Consider the following 16218-nt stretch of genomic DNA (forward strand, 5'->3'; position numbering starts at 1 on the left):
ATGATCAGTCCGGGCGCGACGCAGGGCCCGGGCACACGCGCAGCACCGCGGCCCCGATCGAGGCGCGGGCCGCCGACGAGTCCACCGTCGGTTCGACGCAGAACGTGTCGATCACGGTCGCGCCGAGCGTGTTCACCTTGGCCCACACCACCGCGGCGCCCGCCCGTTCGAGCACCGCCGTGATCGCGGCCAGCAGTCCCGGCCGGTCCGCCGACCGCACCTGCAGCAGCACGGCACCGGTGGCCGGATCGTCGATCCACTCCGCGTGCGGGGGTGCCGTGACCACCACCTCGTCGTCGGTCGACGACGGGGGGAGGTCCAGGCGCCCGTCCAGCGCCGCGCGGAACCGCTGTCGCAGCACCGCCACGTCCGGCGGGCCGCCGAACACCGTGGCCACCGCGAACGTGTCGAGCGCGTGCCCGTGCGCGGACCGAACCTGCGCCGCATGCACGGTCAGGCCGGCCACTGCCAACACCGCCGCAGCCGCCGACAGCACACCGCGCCGATCCGGCGCCACCATGGTCACCAGGTAGGTGGTGCCCTCGCCCGCCTCCAACTGCACATGCAGGCCGCCGCCGCGGGCCAACGCGTCCTGCTCCTCGGTCAGCGGCTCCGGCGTCGGCACCTCGCCGCCGCCGATCAGCGTCGCCACGCGCGCGGTCAGGTCGGCCACCAGACCGGCCTTCCAGTCGCTCCACGCGGCGGGGCCGGTCGCCTCGCCGTCGGCCTCAGCCAGCGCGCCCAGCAGTTCCACCAGGTCCCGGTTGTGGCCGAGCGTGTCGGCCACCTCGGCCACCACCCGCGGATCGGTGCAGTCCCGCCGTGTCGCCGTCGACGGCAGCAGCAGGTGGTGCCGGACGGCCGCCGCCAGCAGTTCGACGTCGGCGGGCCACACGCCGAGTCGTCGACCGATGTCCCGCGCCAGTTCGGCGCCGAGCACACTGTGGTCGCCGCCGCGTCCCTTGCCGATGTCGTGGATCAGGGCCGCCAACAGCAGCAGATCCGGCCGCGATACCCGGGTGGTGAGCGCGGCCGCGCCGATCACGGTCTCCACGCTGTGTCGGTCGACGGTCCAGACGTGCACCGGATCGCGCGGGGCGAGGTCGCGGATGCCGTCCCATTCCGGAAAGAGCTTGCCCCACAAGCCGATTCGGTCGAGCGCCTCCACGGTGCGGGCCGTCGACGGCCCGGACGCGAGCAGCACCAGCAGGTCGCTGAGCGGCTCCGCGGGCCACGGCACCGTCGGTGCGGGCGCGTAGCGCGCCAGCCGTTCCAGCGCCGGACCGTTGATCGGGAGGTCGTGGCGCGCCGCGGCCGCCGCCACTCGGAACACCAGGCCCTCGTCCTGGCTGGGCAGCGCCGAGCGGGCCAGTGCCACCTCGCCGTCGTGCCGCACCACGCCCTCGTCGAGCGGCGTGCGCACCGGCAGCCTCCGCAGGCGGGACAGGCCCCGTCGACCGACGGCGTGGCCGGCGGTCCGGATCCCGGTCTCCACCGCGAAGTCGACGGTGCGGGCCGCGTCGCTGAGCAGCCGCGCCAGCGCGAACCGATCCTCCAGGCCGAGCGCCGCGGCGAGCTGCCCGGCGTCCTCGGCGGGCAGCCGATCCCGGGATCGCCCGGTGATCAGGTGGTGCTGGGTCCGGACGTCGAGCAGTCGACGGTAGGCCAACGCCACCGGCGTGCCCGGCTCGTCGGCCCGCAGCCGGGACAAGCCGTCGGTGAGCTGCGCCAGCGCGAGCGCGTTGAGCAGTTGGACGTCGCGCAGTCCCCCGCGCCCGTTCTTCAGGTCCGGTTGCGCGCGCTGGGCGTTGTCGCCGTTGCGGCCCCACCGTTCCCGCGTGAGTGCCAGCACTTCGGGCAGTCGCAGGCGGGCTTCGATGCGCCAGAGGTTCCGCACGGCGTCCACCAGGAGTGCGGCCAGATCGGCGTCGCCGGCGATGAACCGCGCGTCCAACAGTCCCAGCGTGGCGGTCGGCTCGCCGCGTGCCGCCTGCACGGCGTCGGTCAGGGTGCGGACGCTGTGGTCCAGGCTCAGCCCGGAATCCCAGATCGGGTACCAGAGGCCGTCGGCGATCGAGCCGAGCCGTTCGGGGTGGCGATCCTCGTGCAACAGCACCAGATCCAGGTCCGACCCGGGTACCGTCTCGCGGCGACCCAGGGCGCCCACCGCGATGATGGCGAACCCGCTGCCGTCGATCACGCCCAGTTCTTCGGCGCGGTGGCGCAGCCACTGCTCGTAGGCGGCCGTCAGCGCCTCGCGCAGCGGCGCCCCGGCCGGGGCATCCGGGGAGAACCCGGAAAGCGCGCCGGCCCGCGCCGCCGCAAGGGCGCGGGCCGGATCGCCGGCGCTCTCAGAGCGCGTCGGGGCCGCGTTCACCGGTACGCACCCGGACCACCGACTCCACCGGTGTGGTCCAGACCTTGCCGTCGCCGATCTTGCCGGTCCGCGCCGATTCGACGATCACGTCGACCACCCGGTCCACGTCTTCGTCGTCGACCACCACTTCCACGCGCACCTTGGGTACGAAATCGACCGCGTATTCGGCACCGCGGTAGACCTCGGTGTGCCCCTTCTGGCGGCCGTAGCCCTGCACTTCGCTGACGGTCATGCCGACGATGTCGAGCTGTTCGAGTCCCGACTTCACCTCCTCGAGCGTGAACGGCTTGATGATGGCGGTAATCAGTTTCATGACTACATTCTTCCTTTTCTGCTTCGGACGAGCGCGGAGGCGCAGCTCAGGCGAGCTCGTAGGCGGTCTCGGCATGTTCGGCGGAGTCGATGCCGGTGGCCTCGGCCTCCCGGTCGACCCGCCAGCCCAGCGGGCGCAGGGCCAGAGCGATCACAGTGGTCATCACCGCGGTGAAGGCCAGGGCGACCAGCGCGATAACCGTCTGCACGGCCAACTGCTTGGCGTCGTGCCCGTAGAACAGGCCGGTGTCCTTGGCCAGCAGGCCGATGGCGACGGTGCCCCACAGACCGGAGACCAGGTGCACGCCGACCACATCGAGCGAGTCGTCGAATCCGACCTTGCTCTTGAGTCCGATGGCCAGTGCCGACAGCGCGCCGGCCACCACACCGAGCCCGAGCGAGCCCAGCGGGGTCAGGGCCCCGCAGGCCGGGGTGATCGCGACCAGACCGGCAACGATGCCCGACGCGGCACCCACGCTGGTGGCGTGGCCGTCACGCCGCCACTCCACCACCAACCAGCCGACGATGGCGGCGGCCGCCGCAGCGGTGGTGTTGACCCACACGACGCCCGCGGTCGCGTCGGCGGCGAGCTCGGAGCCCGCGTTGAAACCGAACCAGCCGAACCACAGCAGCGCGGCGCCGAGCATGACGAACGGGATGTTGTGCGGACGGTACGGGGTGCGGCCGAAGCCCATCCGCTTGCCGACGAACAGCGCCAGGATCAGCGCGGCCATACCGGCGTTGATGTGCACCACGGTGCCGCCGGCGAAGTCGATCGGCACCACGTTCGCCTCACCGTCGGTGGAGCCGAACATCCACGCGGCGATACCGCTGTCCGACCCGGAGAGCAGTCCGCCGCCCCACACCATGTGCGCCAACGGCAGGTACACCAGCGTGGTGAAGACCACGGTGAAGACCACCCACGTGGAGAACTTGGCGCGTTCGGCGATCGCGCCGCTGATCAGCGCCACGGTGATCACGGCGAAGGTCAGCTGGAAGGCCATGAAGACCACGGCCGGAATGCCGGTCTCGCCCCACATCACCACCTGCGTCACGCCGTCGATCTCCCTGGTCTCCATGAGTTGTTCGGAGCCGAAGAGCGCGAACGGGTTGGAGAAGATCCCCCAGATCCCGTCATCGCCGGTGAGCGAGTTGCCGAACGACATCGAGAAACCGAACAGGATGTAGACGACAGTGACCGACGCCAGAGCGACGAACGACATCATCATCATGTTCAGGACGGCCTTGCCGCGGCACAGACCTCCATAGAAGAACGCCAGCGCCGGAGTCATCAGCAGCACGAGGGCCGCGCTGATCAGGACCCAGGCGGTGTCGCCGGTATCGAACGTTCCGAAAACGCTGTCGGGTAGCGCCGTTGTCACGGTGGACCTCCTCATCTACGCCGGTTTCGGCGTGTGAGAAGACCTTGTCGCGCGCAGATTTCACCGAATCGCGCGCAACCGTGACGGTGGTGTTACGCGGGTCCGCGTTCGGTGAACGCTGCGTTTCGTCAGGCGCGCGCGGCGATCCCCGCCAGATCCAACCGCGGATCGAGCACCCCGTACATGTGCCCGGGATCGACGATGCGGCCGGCCACGAAGGCGTCGGTGATCTCCGACGGCGCCTGCCGGATCAGCACCGAACCGGCCAGCGCGATCGCCATCGACTCGGTGAGCCGACGGGCCATCGCCGGGGCGCGGCCCGGATCGGCGGCGGCCTCGGCCAGCAGCTTGCGGGTGCGCTCGACGTGCAGGTCGTAGTCGCGGTACTCGCCGAGGGCCTGGGCCATCTCGTTGTCGACGGCCTCCACCGACTGCGGGTCGCGCATCATGGCGCGCAACACGTCGAGGGCGATCACGTTGCCCGAGCCCTCCCAGACCGCCATCACCGGCTGCTCGCGGTAGCGCCGCGACAGCGGGAAACCGGTCTCGGTGTAGCCGTTGCCGCCGAGGCATTCGAGCGCCTCGTAGGCGTGGTTCGGGCCGCGCTTGCACACCCAGTACTTCCCCACCGCCGTCGCCAGGCGACGGAACGCGGTCGACTCCTCGGAGTCGTCGTCGTAGGCGGCGGCCAGGCGGATGCCAGTCCACACCGCGGCCTCTGCCTCCACCTGCAGGTCGGCGATCACCGCGGTCATTGCGGGCTGATCGATGAGGGTGGCGCCGAACGCGCTGCGGTTCCGCACATGCCAGGCCGCTTCGGCCACCGACTGCCGCATGCCCGCAGCACTGCCGAGGATGCAGTCCAGGCGCGTCTGATTGACCATCTCGATGATCGTCTTGACGCCCGCGCCCTCGTCACCGAGGCGCCAGCCGACGGTCTGGGCGAACTCCACTTCGCTGGACGCGTTCGACTTGTTGCCCAACTTGTCCTTGAGACGCTGCACGGCGAAGACGTTGCGTGTGCCGTCGGGCAGCACGCGAGGCACCACGAAGCAGGTGACGCCCGGCTCGGTCTGCGCCAGCACCAGGAAGGCGTCCGACTGCGGGGCCGAGCAGAACCACTTGTGCCCGGTGATCAAGTAGGTGCCGTCGGCCTGAGCCACCGCGCGCGTGGTGTTGGCGCGCACGTCCGAGCCGCCCTGCTTCTCGGTCATCGCCATGCCGAAGATGGCCGACGGCTTGTGACCGGTCCCGAGGTCGTGGCTGTACTCGCGGGAGAACACCCGCGGCAACCACTGGTCAGCGAGCACCGGATCCACCCGCAGCGACGGCACCACCGCGTGCGTCATGCTCACCGGGCAGGCGTGTCCGGGTTCGATCTGCCCGAACTGCATGAACATCGCCGCGCGGGCCACGTGCGCGCCGTCGCGCGGCTCCGACCAGCAGCTGGTGTGCGCGCCGTGGGCGATCGCCTCACCGATGATGCGGTGATAGGCCGGGTGGAACTCGACGTCGTCGATCCGGTGGCCCCAGCGGTCGTGCGAGACGAGCTTGGGGGTGATGGTGTTGGCCAGTTCCGCGTCGCGCTGGAAGTCGCCGCGGCCCGCCAGTTCGCCCGCCGCGGTGAGCGCCTCGGTCGCCCACGCGCCGCCGTAGACGTCCACGGCCTCGGTCAGCGCGACATGGCTGGTGTACTCGTTGACGTCGACGCGCGGCGGCGCCTGGTTGAAGACGTCGTGGGTGGCGGTCATGGTGGGACTCCCTTTCGGCCGGTTCCCCACCAGTATGGCCCTGCGCCGCGACCGCCCCGCTGTTACAGCAGAGCGTCGACGAAGGCGCCCGGGTCGAACGGCGCGAGATCGTCCGCGCCCTCGCCCAGACCGACCAGCTTCACGGGCACGCCGAGCTCGTCCTGGATCCGGAACACGATGCCGCCCTTGGCGGTACCGTCGAGCTTGGTGAGCACCACGCCGGTGAGGTCGACGACCTCGGCGAAGACCTTGGCCTGCGCCAGTCCGTTCTGGCCGACGGTGGCGTCGAGGACCAGCAGCACCTCGTCGACCGGCGTCTTCTTCTCCACCACGCGCTTGACCTTGCCGAGCTCGTCCATCAGGCCGGTCTTGGTGTGCAGGCGGCCTGCGGTGTCGATGAGGACCACGTCGACGCCGTCGTCGATGCCGGTCACCACCGCGTCGAAAGCGACCGACGCCGGGTCGGCGCCTTCCTTACCGCGCACGATGCCGGCGCCCACGCGCTCGCCCCAGGTCTGGAGCTGGTCGGCGGCGGCCGCGCGGAAGGTGTCCGCGGCACCCAGCAGGACGCGGCGGCCGTCGGCCACCAGGACGCGGGCCAGTTTGCCGGTGGTGGTGGTCTTGCCGACGCCGTTGACGCCGACCACCAGGACCACGGCCGGGCCGCCGGCGTGCGGCAGCGCCTTGACCGAACGGTTGAGCTCCGGGCGCAGCTGGTCGACGAGGACGCGGCGCAGCGCGGCGCGCGCATCGTCGGCCGAGCGCACCTTGTCCGAGGCCAGCTCGATGCGCAGCGCCTCGATCACGGCGGTGGTGGCCGTCGTACCCAGGTCGGCCATCACCAGGGTGTCTTCGATCTCCTCCCAGCTGTCCTCGTCGAGGTCGCCGGCGCCCAGCAGGCCGAGCATCGACGAACCGATGGCGCCCTGCGAGCGCGACAGCCGGCCGCGCAGACGCGAGAGGCGGCCTTCGGTGGGCGCGATCTCGTCGAGCTGCGGTGCGGTCTCGACGGCGGGCGCGGCGGTCTCGGGAACCTCGACCTCGGGAGTCTCGACCGCGGGTGCCTCCGCCTCGGGAGCAGCCTCCGGTGCAGCTGACTCGGGTGCAGCAGTCTCCGGTGCGGCGGTCTCGGGCTCGACGGTCTCGACCTCGGCGGCCTCGACGGCCTCTTCGACGACGAGCGGCTCCGCAGCCGTCTCCGCGTCGGCGTCGGTCTCCAGAATCTTCTCGGCCTCATCGGCCACCGACGGCGCCGGCTCCGCGGGCTTCGTAACCTCAGGCTTCGGGGCTTCCGGCTTCGGGGCGGGCGTGGGCTCCACCGGCTTCGGCGTCTCCGGTTCCAGGGTGGCGGTGCCGCCCTGGGTGAAGGAGAAGCCCGAGCCGGTCTGATAGCCGCCGGACTTGTCGACCTCGCGCTCGCCGTCGACCGTGCGCGTGGTCGGCGCGTCCGAGAGCGAGATGCGACGACGACGCTGCAGCACGATGCCGGTGCCGGCGATCAACGCCACGAGCAGGACGACGCCGATGACGATGCCGATGATGACTTGAGTGTTCACGCGGAGCCTTTCAGGCGCTGGGAGATGACCTCGGTGATGCCGTCGCCGCGCATGCTCACGCCGTACAGCGCGTCGGCGATCTCCATGGTCGGCTTCTGATGGGTGATGACGATGAGCTGGCTGCGCTCACGCAGCTGCTCGAAGAGGCTGATGAGTCGGCGGAGGTTGGCGTCGTCGAGCGCTGCTTCCACCTCGTCCATGACGTAGAACGGCGAGGGACGCGCACGGAAGATGGCCACCAGCATGGCGACCGCCGTCAGCGACTTCTCGCCGCCGGACAGCAGCGACAGCCGCTTGACCTTCTTGCCCGGCGGACGGGCCTCCACCTCGACGCCGGTGGTGAGCATGTCGCTGGGGTCGGTGAGCACCAGGCGACCCTCGCCGCCCGGGAACAGGGTGGCGAAGACCTGGGTGAACTCCTTCTCCACGTCGGCGTACGCCTCGGTGAAGACCTGCAGGATGCGCGCGTCCACTTCGGCGATCACGTCGAGCAGGTCGGCGCGCGCGCCCTTGACGTCCTCGAGCTGGGTGGAGAGGAACTCGTACCGCTCGGTGAGGGCCGAGAACTCTTCCAGGGCAAGCGGATTCACCTTGCCGAGCGTCGTCAGGTCCTTCTGCGCACGCTTGGCGCGGGCTTCCTGGGTGGCCCGGTCGAAGGGCATCGCCGCCGGAGCGACGACGAGCTCGCCGCGCGCCTTGGCGTCCTCGTACTCGCGGAATTCCAGGTCCGACGGCGGCATCGGCACGTCCGGGCCGTACTCGGCGACCAGGTCGTCGGGCGCCACCGCGAACTGCTCGAGGATCTGCTCCTCCAACTGCTCGATACGCAGCGCGGCCTGCGCCTTGGCCAGCTCGTCGCGGTGCACGGCATCGCGCAGCGAGTTCATGGTGGCGGTCGCCGCATCGACGCGGGCGCGCAGCGTGTCGACCTCGGCGGCGTGGACCGTGCGGGCGGCCTCGAGTTCATCGCGTCCGGCCGCGGCGTCGGCGACGGTGAGCGCCACCGCGGCCACCACCTTGTCGGCGGCGGCGGCCACCGCGGCGGCGACGCCGGCGGCGTACCGGCGCTGCGCGTCCTGGCGTTGCTGTCGTTCGCGGTTGCTGCGTTCGGCGGCGGCACTGCGGCGCAGTCCCTCGGCCTTGCCGCGGAACGACGCGAGCCGCTCCTCAGCGGTGCGCAGCGCCAGGCGGGTCTCCACCTCCACCGAGCGGGCAGTGGCGACTTCGGCGGCGGCGGCTTCGCGGAGAGCGCGGTCGGCATCGTCGTCGTGCACGGCACTGCCTTCGTCGACGGCCAGCCGCAGGCGCTCTTCCAGTTCGGTGAGTTCGGTCAGGTTCGCCGCGCGGCCGTCTTCGGCGCGCTCGCGCTGGCGTACCAGCCGCTGCGCTTCCTGCTGCGCGGCGCGGATCTCCGAGCCGAGGCGGCCCAGTAGTTCGTAGGCGGCGCCGACGTTCGCGTCGGACTCCCCCAGCGCGGCGAGCGCGCCTTCGGCGTCCTCGGCGGCCTCGCGTTCGTCGGTGAGCGCCTGGGTGAGGTCGGCGTCGAACTGTTCGGCGGAGCGGCGGGCGCGGGCCAGGTCTTCGGTGGCGGTGTCGATGGCCGACTGGACTTCCAGGGTCGACGGCCGCGCCGAGACGCCGCCCTCCACCACCGCCGCACTCACGCGGTCGCCGACCCGGGTCACGGCGAGGACGTTGTGCTTGCGGGCGACGGTCATGGCGTCGGCGGCGTCGTCGACCAGCACGATCTGCGCGAGTAGCAGGTCGAGGGCACCGGCGATGGAGCCGGGCGCGGTCACCACGTCGCGGGCCCACACCGTTCCGGACGGCAGTTGCGGCAGGTCGCCGCGCACCTGATCGGGCAGGCCGCCGACGATCAGCGCGGCGCGGCCGCCGTCGCCCACGCGCAGCGCCTCCAGCGCGGCCAACGCCGCGGCCTGGTCGACGGTCGCGACCGCGTCGACGGCCCGGCCCAGCGCACCGGCGATCGCGGTCTCGTAGCCCGGCTCCACCGTGATCAGCTCCGACAGCGGCGCCAACAGCCCGTCGGTGCCGCGCTCGAGGAGCCAGGCACCGCCGTCGGCGCGCTCCAAGCCCACGGCGAGCGCGTCGATGCGGGCGGTCAGCGAGGCGATCTGCTGCTGCGTCTCCCGCTCGGACAGGCGCAGTTCCTCCACCTTGGCCTGGGCCTTCGCCAGCGCGGCGGCGCAGCGCTCGTGGTGGGCGTCGAGCCCTTCTTCGCGGTCTTCCAGTTCGCGCATGCGCTCGGCGGCGGCGTCCAGCTCGCGCTGCGCCGTGGCGGCGCGTTCGGCGGCGGCGTCGATCGCCTCGGTGAGGCGCAGCGTCTCGCCCTCCACCGACTCCACGCGGCTGCGCAGCGTGGCGGCCTGACCTTCCAGTCGGGCCAGGCCTTCGCGGCGGTCGGCGACGGCCTGCACCGCCGCGAGATGGGCTCGTTCGGCCTGGCTGGAGGCCTGCTCGGCGGCGGCCAGCGCCGCGGTGGCGTACTCCAGCTGCCCGGCGGTCTCTTCCACCACGGCGTCGTGTTCGGCTTCGGCGAGCGCGGCTTCCTCGGCGCGGCGTTCCAGTTCTTCCGGGTCGGGGCCGGTCGGCGCGGCGCTGGGGCCGGCCAGGTTGGTGGCGCGCTCGGCCGCGAGTCGCCGGGTGCCTTCGACGCGTTCGCCCAGCGCGGAGAGGGTGTAGAACGCCCGGCCCGCCTCGGAAGCGGCGGGCGCGACCTGCGCGAGCTGCTCCTGGGCGACGGCGAGCGCGGCAGTGGCCTCGTCGAGTTCGGCGGCCACTTCGTCGGCCTTGCGGCGGACCTCTTCCTCCACCGCCGAGTGTTCGGCCATCTCGGTGCGACGCTGCACCAGGTCGTCAGCGGCCAGGCGCAGCCGCGCGTCGCGCAGTTCGGCCTGCACGGTTGCGGCGCGTCTGGCCACTTCGGCCTGTCGTCCGAGGGGCTTGAGCTGGCGGCGCAGTTCGCCGGTCAGGTCGGTCAGTCGGGCGAGGTTACCGGCCATCGCGTCCAGCTTGCGGGCGGCCTTCTCCCGGCGTCGACGATGCTTGAGGACACCGGCGGCCTCTTCGATGAAGGCACGTCGTTCCTCGGGACGGGATTCGAGGATCGTCGAGAGTCTGCCCTGGCCGACGATGACGTGCATCTCGCGGCCGATACCGGAGTCCGACAGCAGTTCCTGCACGTCCAACAGACGGCAGGGCGTGCCGTTGATCTCGTATTCGCCCGCGCCGTCGCGGAACATCCGGCGGGTCACCGACACTTCGGAGTATTCGATCGGCAGCGCGCCGTCGGAGTTGTCGATCGTCAGCGTCACTTCGGCGCGACCCAGCGGGGCCCGCCCGGACGTTCCGGCGAAGATGACGTCGGCCATCTTGCCACCGCGCAACGCCTTGGCGCCCTGCTCACCCATCACCCACGTCAAAGCGTCGACGACGTTGCTCTTGCCCGAGCCGTTGGGACCCACCACGCAGGTGATCCCCGGCTCGAATCGCAGGGTCGTCGCCGACGCAAAGGACTTGAAGCCCTTCAGGGTCAGGCTTTTCAGGTGCACGAGGACCAAGAATACCCAGGGTGACGGCCCGAACCGCTCACCGCTCGCGGAATCCGGTGTGTTCCCCGCGCGGCGGGTCGAAGATTTCCACCACCAGGTCCACGCGCCCGGCGGTGTCCCCCGACCGCAGCGCGGCCAGCAGCGCATCCAATGCCGGCCGCGGCCCCTCGGCCACCACCAGCACCCGACCGTCGGCCAAGTTCTTGGCGTAGCCGGTCAGCCCCAGCTCCAGCGCGCGCGACCGCGTCCACCACCGAAAGCCCACGCCCTGGACGTGTCCGTGCACGTGGGCGGTCAGGCGCTGTACGGATTCGGACATCCCGGCGCTCAGTCCGGAACGATCGTCAGGTTCACCTCGGCGCCCGCCTTCAGCGTGCGACCCACGGTGCAGTACTTGTCCACGGCCTTCTGCACGACGGTCAGCAGTCGCTCGGCGGCGGCCGGATCCATCTCGGACAGATCCAGCTCCATCACCTCGTCCAGGCGCGGATACACCTCGTTCGCCCGGTCGGCCTCGCCGGAGACCCGGATGGTGGCGTCGAAGTCGTCGCCCAGACGACGGCTCAACGTGAAGTCGGCCGACAGCCCCGCACACGCGGCCAGAGCGATCTTCAGCAACTCGCCGGGCGAGAAGACACCCTCGTCGCCGGCCGAACCGATCAGCACTTCCGCGCCCCGGTCGGATCGTCCAGTGTAGCGGCGGGTGCCGGTGCGGGTGACCCACAGTTCGGTCATGTGTCGTGCCTTTCGATCGGGACGCTCGCCGACGCGGTGGACGGTCGGCTCTCCCCATCGAGCCTAGTGGCGGACGGTCGAGACGCTTGTCCCAGCCTCACCGGTCTTCGCTGCGATGAACGCGTCGAAGTCAAAGGGCTCCGGCTCCCCGCTCTCCTCGCCCGAAACGAGCTCGCCACGGAGTGCGTCCAACTGCGTCTCTCGCTCCTCCAGAACACGAAGTCCGGCTTGGACGACCTCGCTCGCCGACCGATAGCGACCCGAGGACACCTGACCGGCAACGAAGTCCGCGCAGTGGTCGTCCAGGCTGACGGAGATGTTCTGAGCCATGTCCCCAAAACTACCGACAATCGGCGACGTCAGTGAGCGCGAAATCGACAACCAACCACGGATGGCTGGATGAATCGCCCGGGAATTCCGAACACATTCCGAAGCATCATAAGGTTCATGACCACCTCGGCGTATCTCCCCGTCGCCACACGACGCTCCTCGGACCTGAGTAAGCACTCCGCCGAGGTCTTCGCCGAAGCTGAGGACCATCCCGTCACCGTGACCCAGCGAGACGGCGAGTCGCTGGTCCTCATGTCGCAGCGCGAAGCCGAAGGACGCGCGCGCCTTCTCGACTTGGCCACGCAATTGATCACCGTGACCTTGGATGACGCGGGCACGCTCACCGAGCGCATGGCGAAGGCCTTCCCGTGGATGCTGGCGCTTTCCCCCCGCCGAACCGTGACACCTGCGCGCAAGATCTCGTCAACGCAGCCCGCGCTTCGCTTTCGACCAATCAACCGCACCTGGCGATCTCCGAGTTGACGTCCTGGAAGGAGACGGCGACCGCCCTCGCAGCAGGACTGGGCACCGCCGACCTCGAATGGCTCGACAGGGAAGACGCCAGAGGGAAGGTCGAGCGTCCCTGATCGTGGGAGCAACGAAAGGTGATGAAGGACAGCGCGGACACTTCGTCGGTCCTCGGTGAACTACCGGAAGCTCGCGAGGATTCCACCACGCCCGGAATACCCTGACTCCCTGACCCAACTCAGTCCGACTCCCCCGCCCGGCGCCGTCTGGGGTGATCCGATCACCGTCGACGACCAGACCACGATCGTCCACGCGACCCGCGAGGCACGCAGTGGCCGGATGGTTCCGGTCGGCACCCTGACTGTCTCCGGTGGCACCTCGACGTGGACCCCGGCGTACGACGGCACGCTGATCGCCCTCGGCGGGATCTGCGTAGGCCTCGCAGCCGCCGCGATGGGTGGTCTCGCCATCGTGCGCCGACCGCCATGGCAGCAATCCACCCCCACCAGCTGACACGAGTTCAGCTCGGACCGTCGGGGCGTTCCGAAATGATCCGCACGACGGTCCTGCGCTGATCAACACTGAGCGGCTTCATGTCGTAGCCGTCGATCACCACAGCCCACCAGACCGTGGACGTCATCGGACACTGCGGGCCCGTTCGTTGCGACAACACTCCCCACTCGCCGATGTGAGGTGGATAAGTCTCACCCCGCGTTGAACGCGCCTTCAGACGTCAGGACTCCGGTGGAGCCGCACACCTCGCACCAATGGTCGAACGAATTCGTCTGCTCCTCCACGATTCCCCTTGAATCGACGGCCTATGGGTCCCGGACTAGTCCTTCCGCAGACCCCACCTTCTCCGCTGGGTGCGACAATCCTGGCGAATGCAAGCGGTCAGATCCCATGCCGTTCAGCCATCTAGCCCCGCACGCAGAGCTTGGCGGGTCCCTCGAAATTCACCTCACGTACCAGCGCAACGGCCTCGGGAGTTGCCGTGAGGGTCGGATCGCGCCTACTTCTCAGCCCTCGGAAGCAAGGGACGAGAATTCACCGACTGCCTCGCAATGCTCCGCAGCGCCGCTGACGTTCGCGTACAGCGCATCGAACAAGGGAATAGTCACTCTGCGCGATAGAGTCCCCAGCACTTTTCGATAGGCTCATTGCCAGGCGACTGGACGCCTCACGATGATCGAGGGTGAACACCAATGGCAGTAGAAATGGGCCTGTGGCGCGCAGACGGTGGCCAACTCAGCCGCATCGTTCCGACCTCGATCAGCCTCGAATCCCACCTAGAGACATACATCGAGTCCGACCCCTCGATGCTCGGCGAGACGCTCCTGATCATTGGCCGCCAGGTCCCCACAGCTTTCGGCGGTTTCATAGATCTGCTCGCGCTCGACGAGACCGCCGCGGTGCACGTCATCGAGCTCAAGCGCGACAGGACTCCGCGCGATGTCACAGCGCAGGCGCTGGACTACGGCTCGTGGGTTGCGGGGTTGGGCCGCACCCAGATCCAGGCCATCTTCGAGGCATACAAGCCCGGCGTTGCATTGGAGGAGTCCTTCGCGGAGTGCTTCAACGAGACCCTCCCCGATGAGATCAACAGCACGCAGAGTTTCACCATCGTCGCAGCGAGCGTTGATGCGGCCACCGAGCGAATCGTGCGATTCCTCAACGAGGGCTTCGCGGTACCGATCAACGTCGTGTTCTTCCGCCATTTCGAAGACAACGGGGCGAAGTACTTGGCCCGCACCTGGCTGGTCGAGAACGAGGGTCAGCAGGCCGCCAGCGCTTCTCCCGCCCGGCAAACAAAGACCCGCGAGGCCTGGAATGGCAGCGACTGGTACGTCGCGTTCGGCGAGGACAGCGGCACCCGCCAGTGGATCGACGGGCAGAAGTACGGCTTCGTCTCGGGCGGCGGCGGCGCGTGGTTCTCCCGCACACTGAAGAACCTGCCGATCGGCGCTCGGGTCTTCGTGCACATCCCCAAAGCCGGCTACGTCGGCGTCGGGACCGTCACCGGCCAGGCCCGCCGCTTCGACGAGGCGCTAGTGTCTCGTGTCATTAATTAGTTTTCGGTTGAGCTTTCTTCAGAATGTCCTCGGCGGTCTTGGTCCAGATGAAGGGGTGTTTGCGGTCGTTCCAGCCGTTGATGAAGGCTCGGATCTTTGCATTGAGGTCTTTGACGGAGGTGAAGACGCCTCGGCGGATGGCTTGGCGGTCGATAATGCCGAACCAGACTTCGACGAGGTTGAGCCATGATCCCGAGGTGGGGGTGAAGTGGACGTGGATGTTCGGGTGCTGTTCGAGCCAGTTGCGGACTTCGGCCTTCTTGTGGGTGGCGTAGTTGTCCATGACCAGGTGTAGCTCCTGGTCGGGGTAAGTGCGGTCGATCTGCCGCAGGAAGGACAGGAACTCCTGGTGGCGGTGTCGGGGTTTGACCGCTGCGGTCACCTGCCCGGTCGCGATCTCCAGCGCCGCGAACAGGGTGGTGGTGCCGTGGCGTTTGTAGTCGTGGGTGCGGCGTTCGATCTGCCCGGGCTGCATCGGCAGCATTGGCGCAGTGCGGTCCAGGGCTTGGATCTGCGATTTCTCGTCCACGCACAACACGATCGCGTTCTCCGGGGGCTCCAGGTACAGTCCGACGACATCGGTGACCTTGGCGACCAGTTCCGGGTCGGTGGAGAACTTGAATGTTCCCGACCTCCATGGCGCAACCCCGTACTCGCGCCAGGCGCGGGCGACCGTGGCGTTCCCGATGCCGAGATGCCTGGCCAGCAGCCGCGATGACCAGTGCGTGACCCCGTACTTCTTCGGTGGCGGCATCAACGTCGCCGACACGATATCGGCGTGATCGAGATGCCGTGGCCGCCCGGTCCTTTCGGCGTCGAGGAGTCCTGCGAGTCCGTCCTGGAGATACCGGGAACGCCACTTGATGACCGTCGGTAGCGAGGTCCCCACAACCTCACTGATCCGAGAATTAGCCATCCCGTCGGCAGCAAGCGTGACGATCCGCGCCCGACGCACCAGACCGGCCGGCGTTGTGGTCGACCTCAACAACTGATCGAGCTCATCCGCATCGCCATCACGCAGTTCCAGTGCCGGGGCAGGAGAATTCGCCATAGCCAATTATCTCAACCCAGGAACCATAAACTAATTAACGACACGCGACACTAGTCGACTTCGACGGCGTCGAGACCCCGCTGCACAGCCTTTCGCTCCTCGGCACCTACCGCCACGACGGCGACACCGAGGACGAGTATGCCGAGTGGGTCGTGCCCGTCGAATGGACCAAGACGGTGCCGCGTGAGCAGGCATTCTGGAAGAATGGAATGTTCGCGAACCAGAACACTGCGGCGAAGCTGCGCCAGAAGTTCACAATCGAGCAGGTGACCAACGAGTTCGGCCTCGACGACTGACTTGTATCCGGGCCATGATGTTCTTCTGGATGGCACACATGGAGCTAACCATCCGAATTTACCCTAATCGACCAGGCTTGTAAGCGGCTCTTCGTATTTCAGAGTGCGTTGACCCTTTCGGCGAGCTGACCCGAGTGCAGTAGGGACCGCAAGATGTAGTGGTCGAGGTTGCGGAAGCCTTGCGCGATTCCGCGGAGGTGTTCGAGGCGTCCGTTGATGGCTTCGACTGGCCCGTTGGAGACGCCGACGTCGAAGTAGGCGAGGATGTCGGCGCGCCGGGACCACAGGCTTCGTCCGAGTTGGGCCAACTCTTGCA

Annotated in this window: 14 protein-coding genes and 1 pseudogene; 4 read left to right on the forward strand and 11 right to left on the reverse strand. The window is 69.0% G+C overall.

What is annotated here, in order from left to right; all coding sequences use genetic code 11:
• Positions 1 to 4: 4 nt before the first annotated feature.
• The 9 genes from ABD989_RS03695 to ABD989_RS03735 all read right to left on the reverse strand — a co-directional run bounded on the left by ABD989_RS03695 (position 5) and on the right by ABD989_RS03735 (position 12015).
• A complete protein-coding gene (locus ABD989_RS03695) occupies positions 5 to 2377 on the reverse strand; it encodes a [protein-PII] uridylyltransferase (RefSeq protein WP_345312458.1) in 2373 nt (790 codons plus the stop codon).
• Positions 2352 to 2690, reverse strand: a complete 339-nt coding sequence (locus tag ABD989_RS03700; RefSeq protein ID WP_246995384.1) for a P-II family nitrogen regulator — start codon at positions 2688 to 2690, stop codon at positions 2352 to 2354. The genes ABD989_RS03695 and ABD989_RS03700 overlap by 26 nt, the downstream gene beginning before the upstream one ends.
• A 46-nt stretch (positions 2691 to 2736) precedes the next feature.
• Entirely contained in the window at positions 2737 to 4071 is a 1335-nt protein-coding gene (locus ABD989_RS03705; protein ID WP_246995382.1) for an ammonium transporter, read from the reverse strand.
• A gap of 128 nt (positions 4072 to 4199) precedes the next feature.
• The gene (locus ABD989_RS03710) at positions 4200 to 5822 is read right to left on the reverse strand and encodes an acyl-CoA dehydrogenase family protein (protein WP_345312459.1); all 1623 of its coding nucleotides are present in this window, start codon (positions 5820 to 5822) and stop codon (positions 4200 to 4202) included.
• Positions 5823 to 5884: 62 nt separating this feature from the next.
• Positions 5885 to 7378, reverse strand: coding sequence for a signal recognition particle-docking protein FtsY (gene ftsY, locus ABD989_RS03715; protein WP_345312460.1), 1494 nt, complete (start codon positions 7376 to 7378; stop codon positions 5885 to 5887).
• Positions 7375 to 10950, reverse strand: coding sequence for a chromosome segregation protein SMC (gene smc, locus ABD989_RS03720; protein WP_345312461.1), 3576 nt, complete (start codon positions 10948 to 10950; stop codon positions 7375 to 7377). Before smc ends, ftsY begins: the two co-directional genes overlap by 4 nt.
• Positions 10951 to 10987: 37 nt before the next feature.
• On the reverse strand, positions 10988 to 11269 hold the full coding sequence (locus tag ABD989_RS03725; RefSeq protein WP_345312462.1) for an acylphosphatase: 282 nt from the start codon (positions 11267 to 11269) through the stop codon (positions 10988 to 10990).
• Positions 11270 to 11277: 8 nt separating this feature from the next.
• Positions 11278 to 11685, reverse strand: a complete 408-nt coding sequence (locus ABD989_RS03730; protein WP_345312463.1) for an OsmC family protein — start codon at positions 11683 to 11685, stop codon at positions 11278 to 11280.
• 63 nt (positions 11686 to 11748) lie between these two features.
• Entirely contained in the window at positions 11749 to 12015 is a 267-nt protein-coding gene (locus ABD989_RS03735) for a type II toxin-antitoxin system ParD family antitoxin (RefSeq protein ID WP_345312464.1), read from the reverse strand.
• A gap of 117 nt (positions 12016 to 12132) precedes the next feature.
• On the opposite strand from ABD989_RS03735, the pseudogene ABD989_RS03740 reads away from it, so the two are divergent.
• The 3 genes and pseudogenes from ABD989_RS03740 to ABD989_RS03750 all read left to right on the forward strand — a co-directional run bounded on the left by ABD989_RS03740 (position 12133) and on the right by ABD989_RS03750 (position 14555).
• Positions 12133 to 12602: pseudogene (locus ABD989_RS03740) on the forward strand (prevent-host-death protein).
• Between the two features lie 55 nt (positions 12603 to 12657).
• Positions 12658 to 12996: a hypothetical protein gene (locus tag ABD989_RS03745; RefSeq protein WP_345312465.1), complete on the forward strand. Its 339-nt coding sequence runs from the start codon at positions 12658 to 12660 to the stop codon at positions 12994 to 12996.
• A 704-nt stretch (positions 12997 to 13700) separates the two neighbouring features.
• Positions 13701 to 14555: a hypothetical protein gene (locus tag ABD989_RS03750; RefSeq protein WP_345312466.1), complete on the forward strand. Its 855-nt coding sequence runs from the start codon at positions 13701 to 13703 to the stop codon at positions 14553 to 14555.
• Here ABD989_RS03750 and ABD989_RS03755 read toward each other — a convergent pair.
• Positions 14548 to 15606: an IS630 family transposase gene (locus tag ABD989_RS03755; protein WP_345312467.1), complete on the reverse strand. Its 1059-nt coding sequence runs from the start codon at positions 15604 to 15606 to the stop codon at positions 14548 to 14550. The two genes, ABD989_RS03750 and ABD989_RS03755, sit on opposite strands and share 8 nt — an antisense overlap.
• Positions 15607 to 15758: 152 nt before the next feature.
• Between ABD989_RS03755 and ABD989_RS03760 the strand changes: the two genes are divergently transcribed.
• The gene (locus ABD989_RS03760; RefSeq protein WP_345312468.1) at positions 15759 to 15902 is read left to right on the forward strand and encodes a hypothetical protein; all 144 of its coding nucleotides are present in this window, start codon (positions 15759 to 15761) and stop codon (positions 15900 to 15902) included.
• Positions 15903 to 16000: 98 nt separating this feature from the next.
• Here the strand turns inward: ABD989_RS03760 and ABD989_RS03765 are convergent.
• Positions 16001 to 16218: transposase (locus tag ABD989_RS03765; RefSeq protein ID WP_345312469.1), on the reverse strand; the 218-nt coding region annotated here is incomplete at its 5' end.

Source organism: Gordonia alkaliphila (genome assembly GCF_039542465.1).
In the GTDB taxonomy this organism is placed as follows: Bacteria; Actinomycetota; Actinomycetes; order Mycobacteriales; family Mycobacteriaceae; genus Gordonia; species Gordonia alkaliphila.

Coding starts and splice junctions, on each gene's coding strand:
- ABD989_RS03725 (WP_345312462.1), bottom strand. CDS start 11,269: ATGTCCGAATCCGTACAGCGCCTGACCGCCCACGTGCACGGACACGTC.
- ABD989_RS03750 (WP_345312466.1), top strand. CDS start 13,701: ATGGGCCTGTGGCGCGCAGACGGTGGCCAACTCAGCCGCATCGTTCCG.
- ABD989_RS03735 (WP_345312464.1), bottom strand. CDS start 12,015: ATGGCTCAGAACATCTCCGTCAGCCTGGACGACCACTGCGCGGACTTC.
- ABD989_RS03730 (WP_345312463.1), bottom strand. CDS start 11,685: ATGACCGAACTGTGGGTCACCCGCACCGGCACCCGCCGCTACACTGGA.
- ABD989_RS03710 (WP_345312459.1), bottom strand. CDS start 5,822: ATGACCGCCACCCACGACGTCTTCAACCAGGCGCCGCCGCGCGTCGAC.
- ABD989_RS03755 (WP_345312467.1), bottom strand. CDS start 15,606: ATGGCGAATTCTCCTGCCCCGGCACTGGAACTGCGTGATGGCGATGCG.
- ABD989_RS03700 (WP_246995384.1), bottom strand. CDS start 2,690: ATGAAACTGATTACCGCCATCATCAAGCCGTTCACGCTCGAGGAGGTG.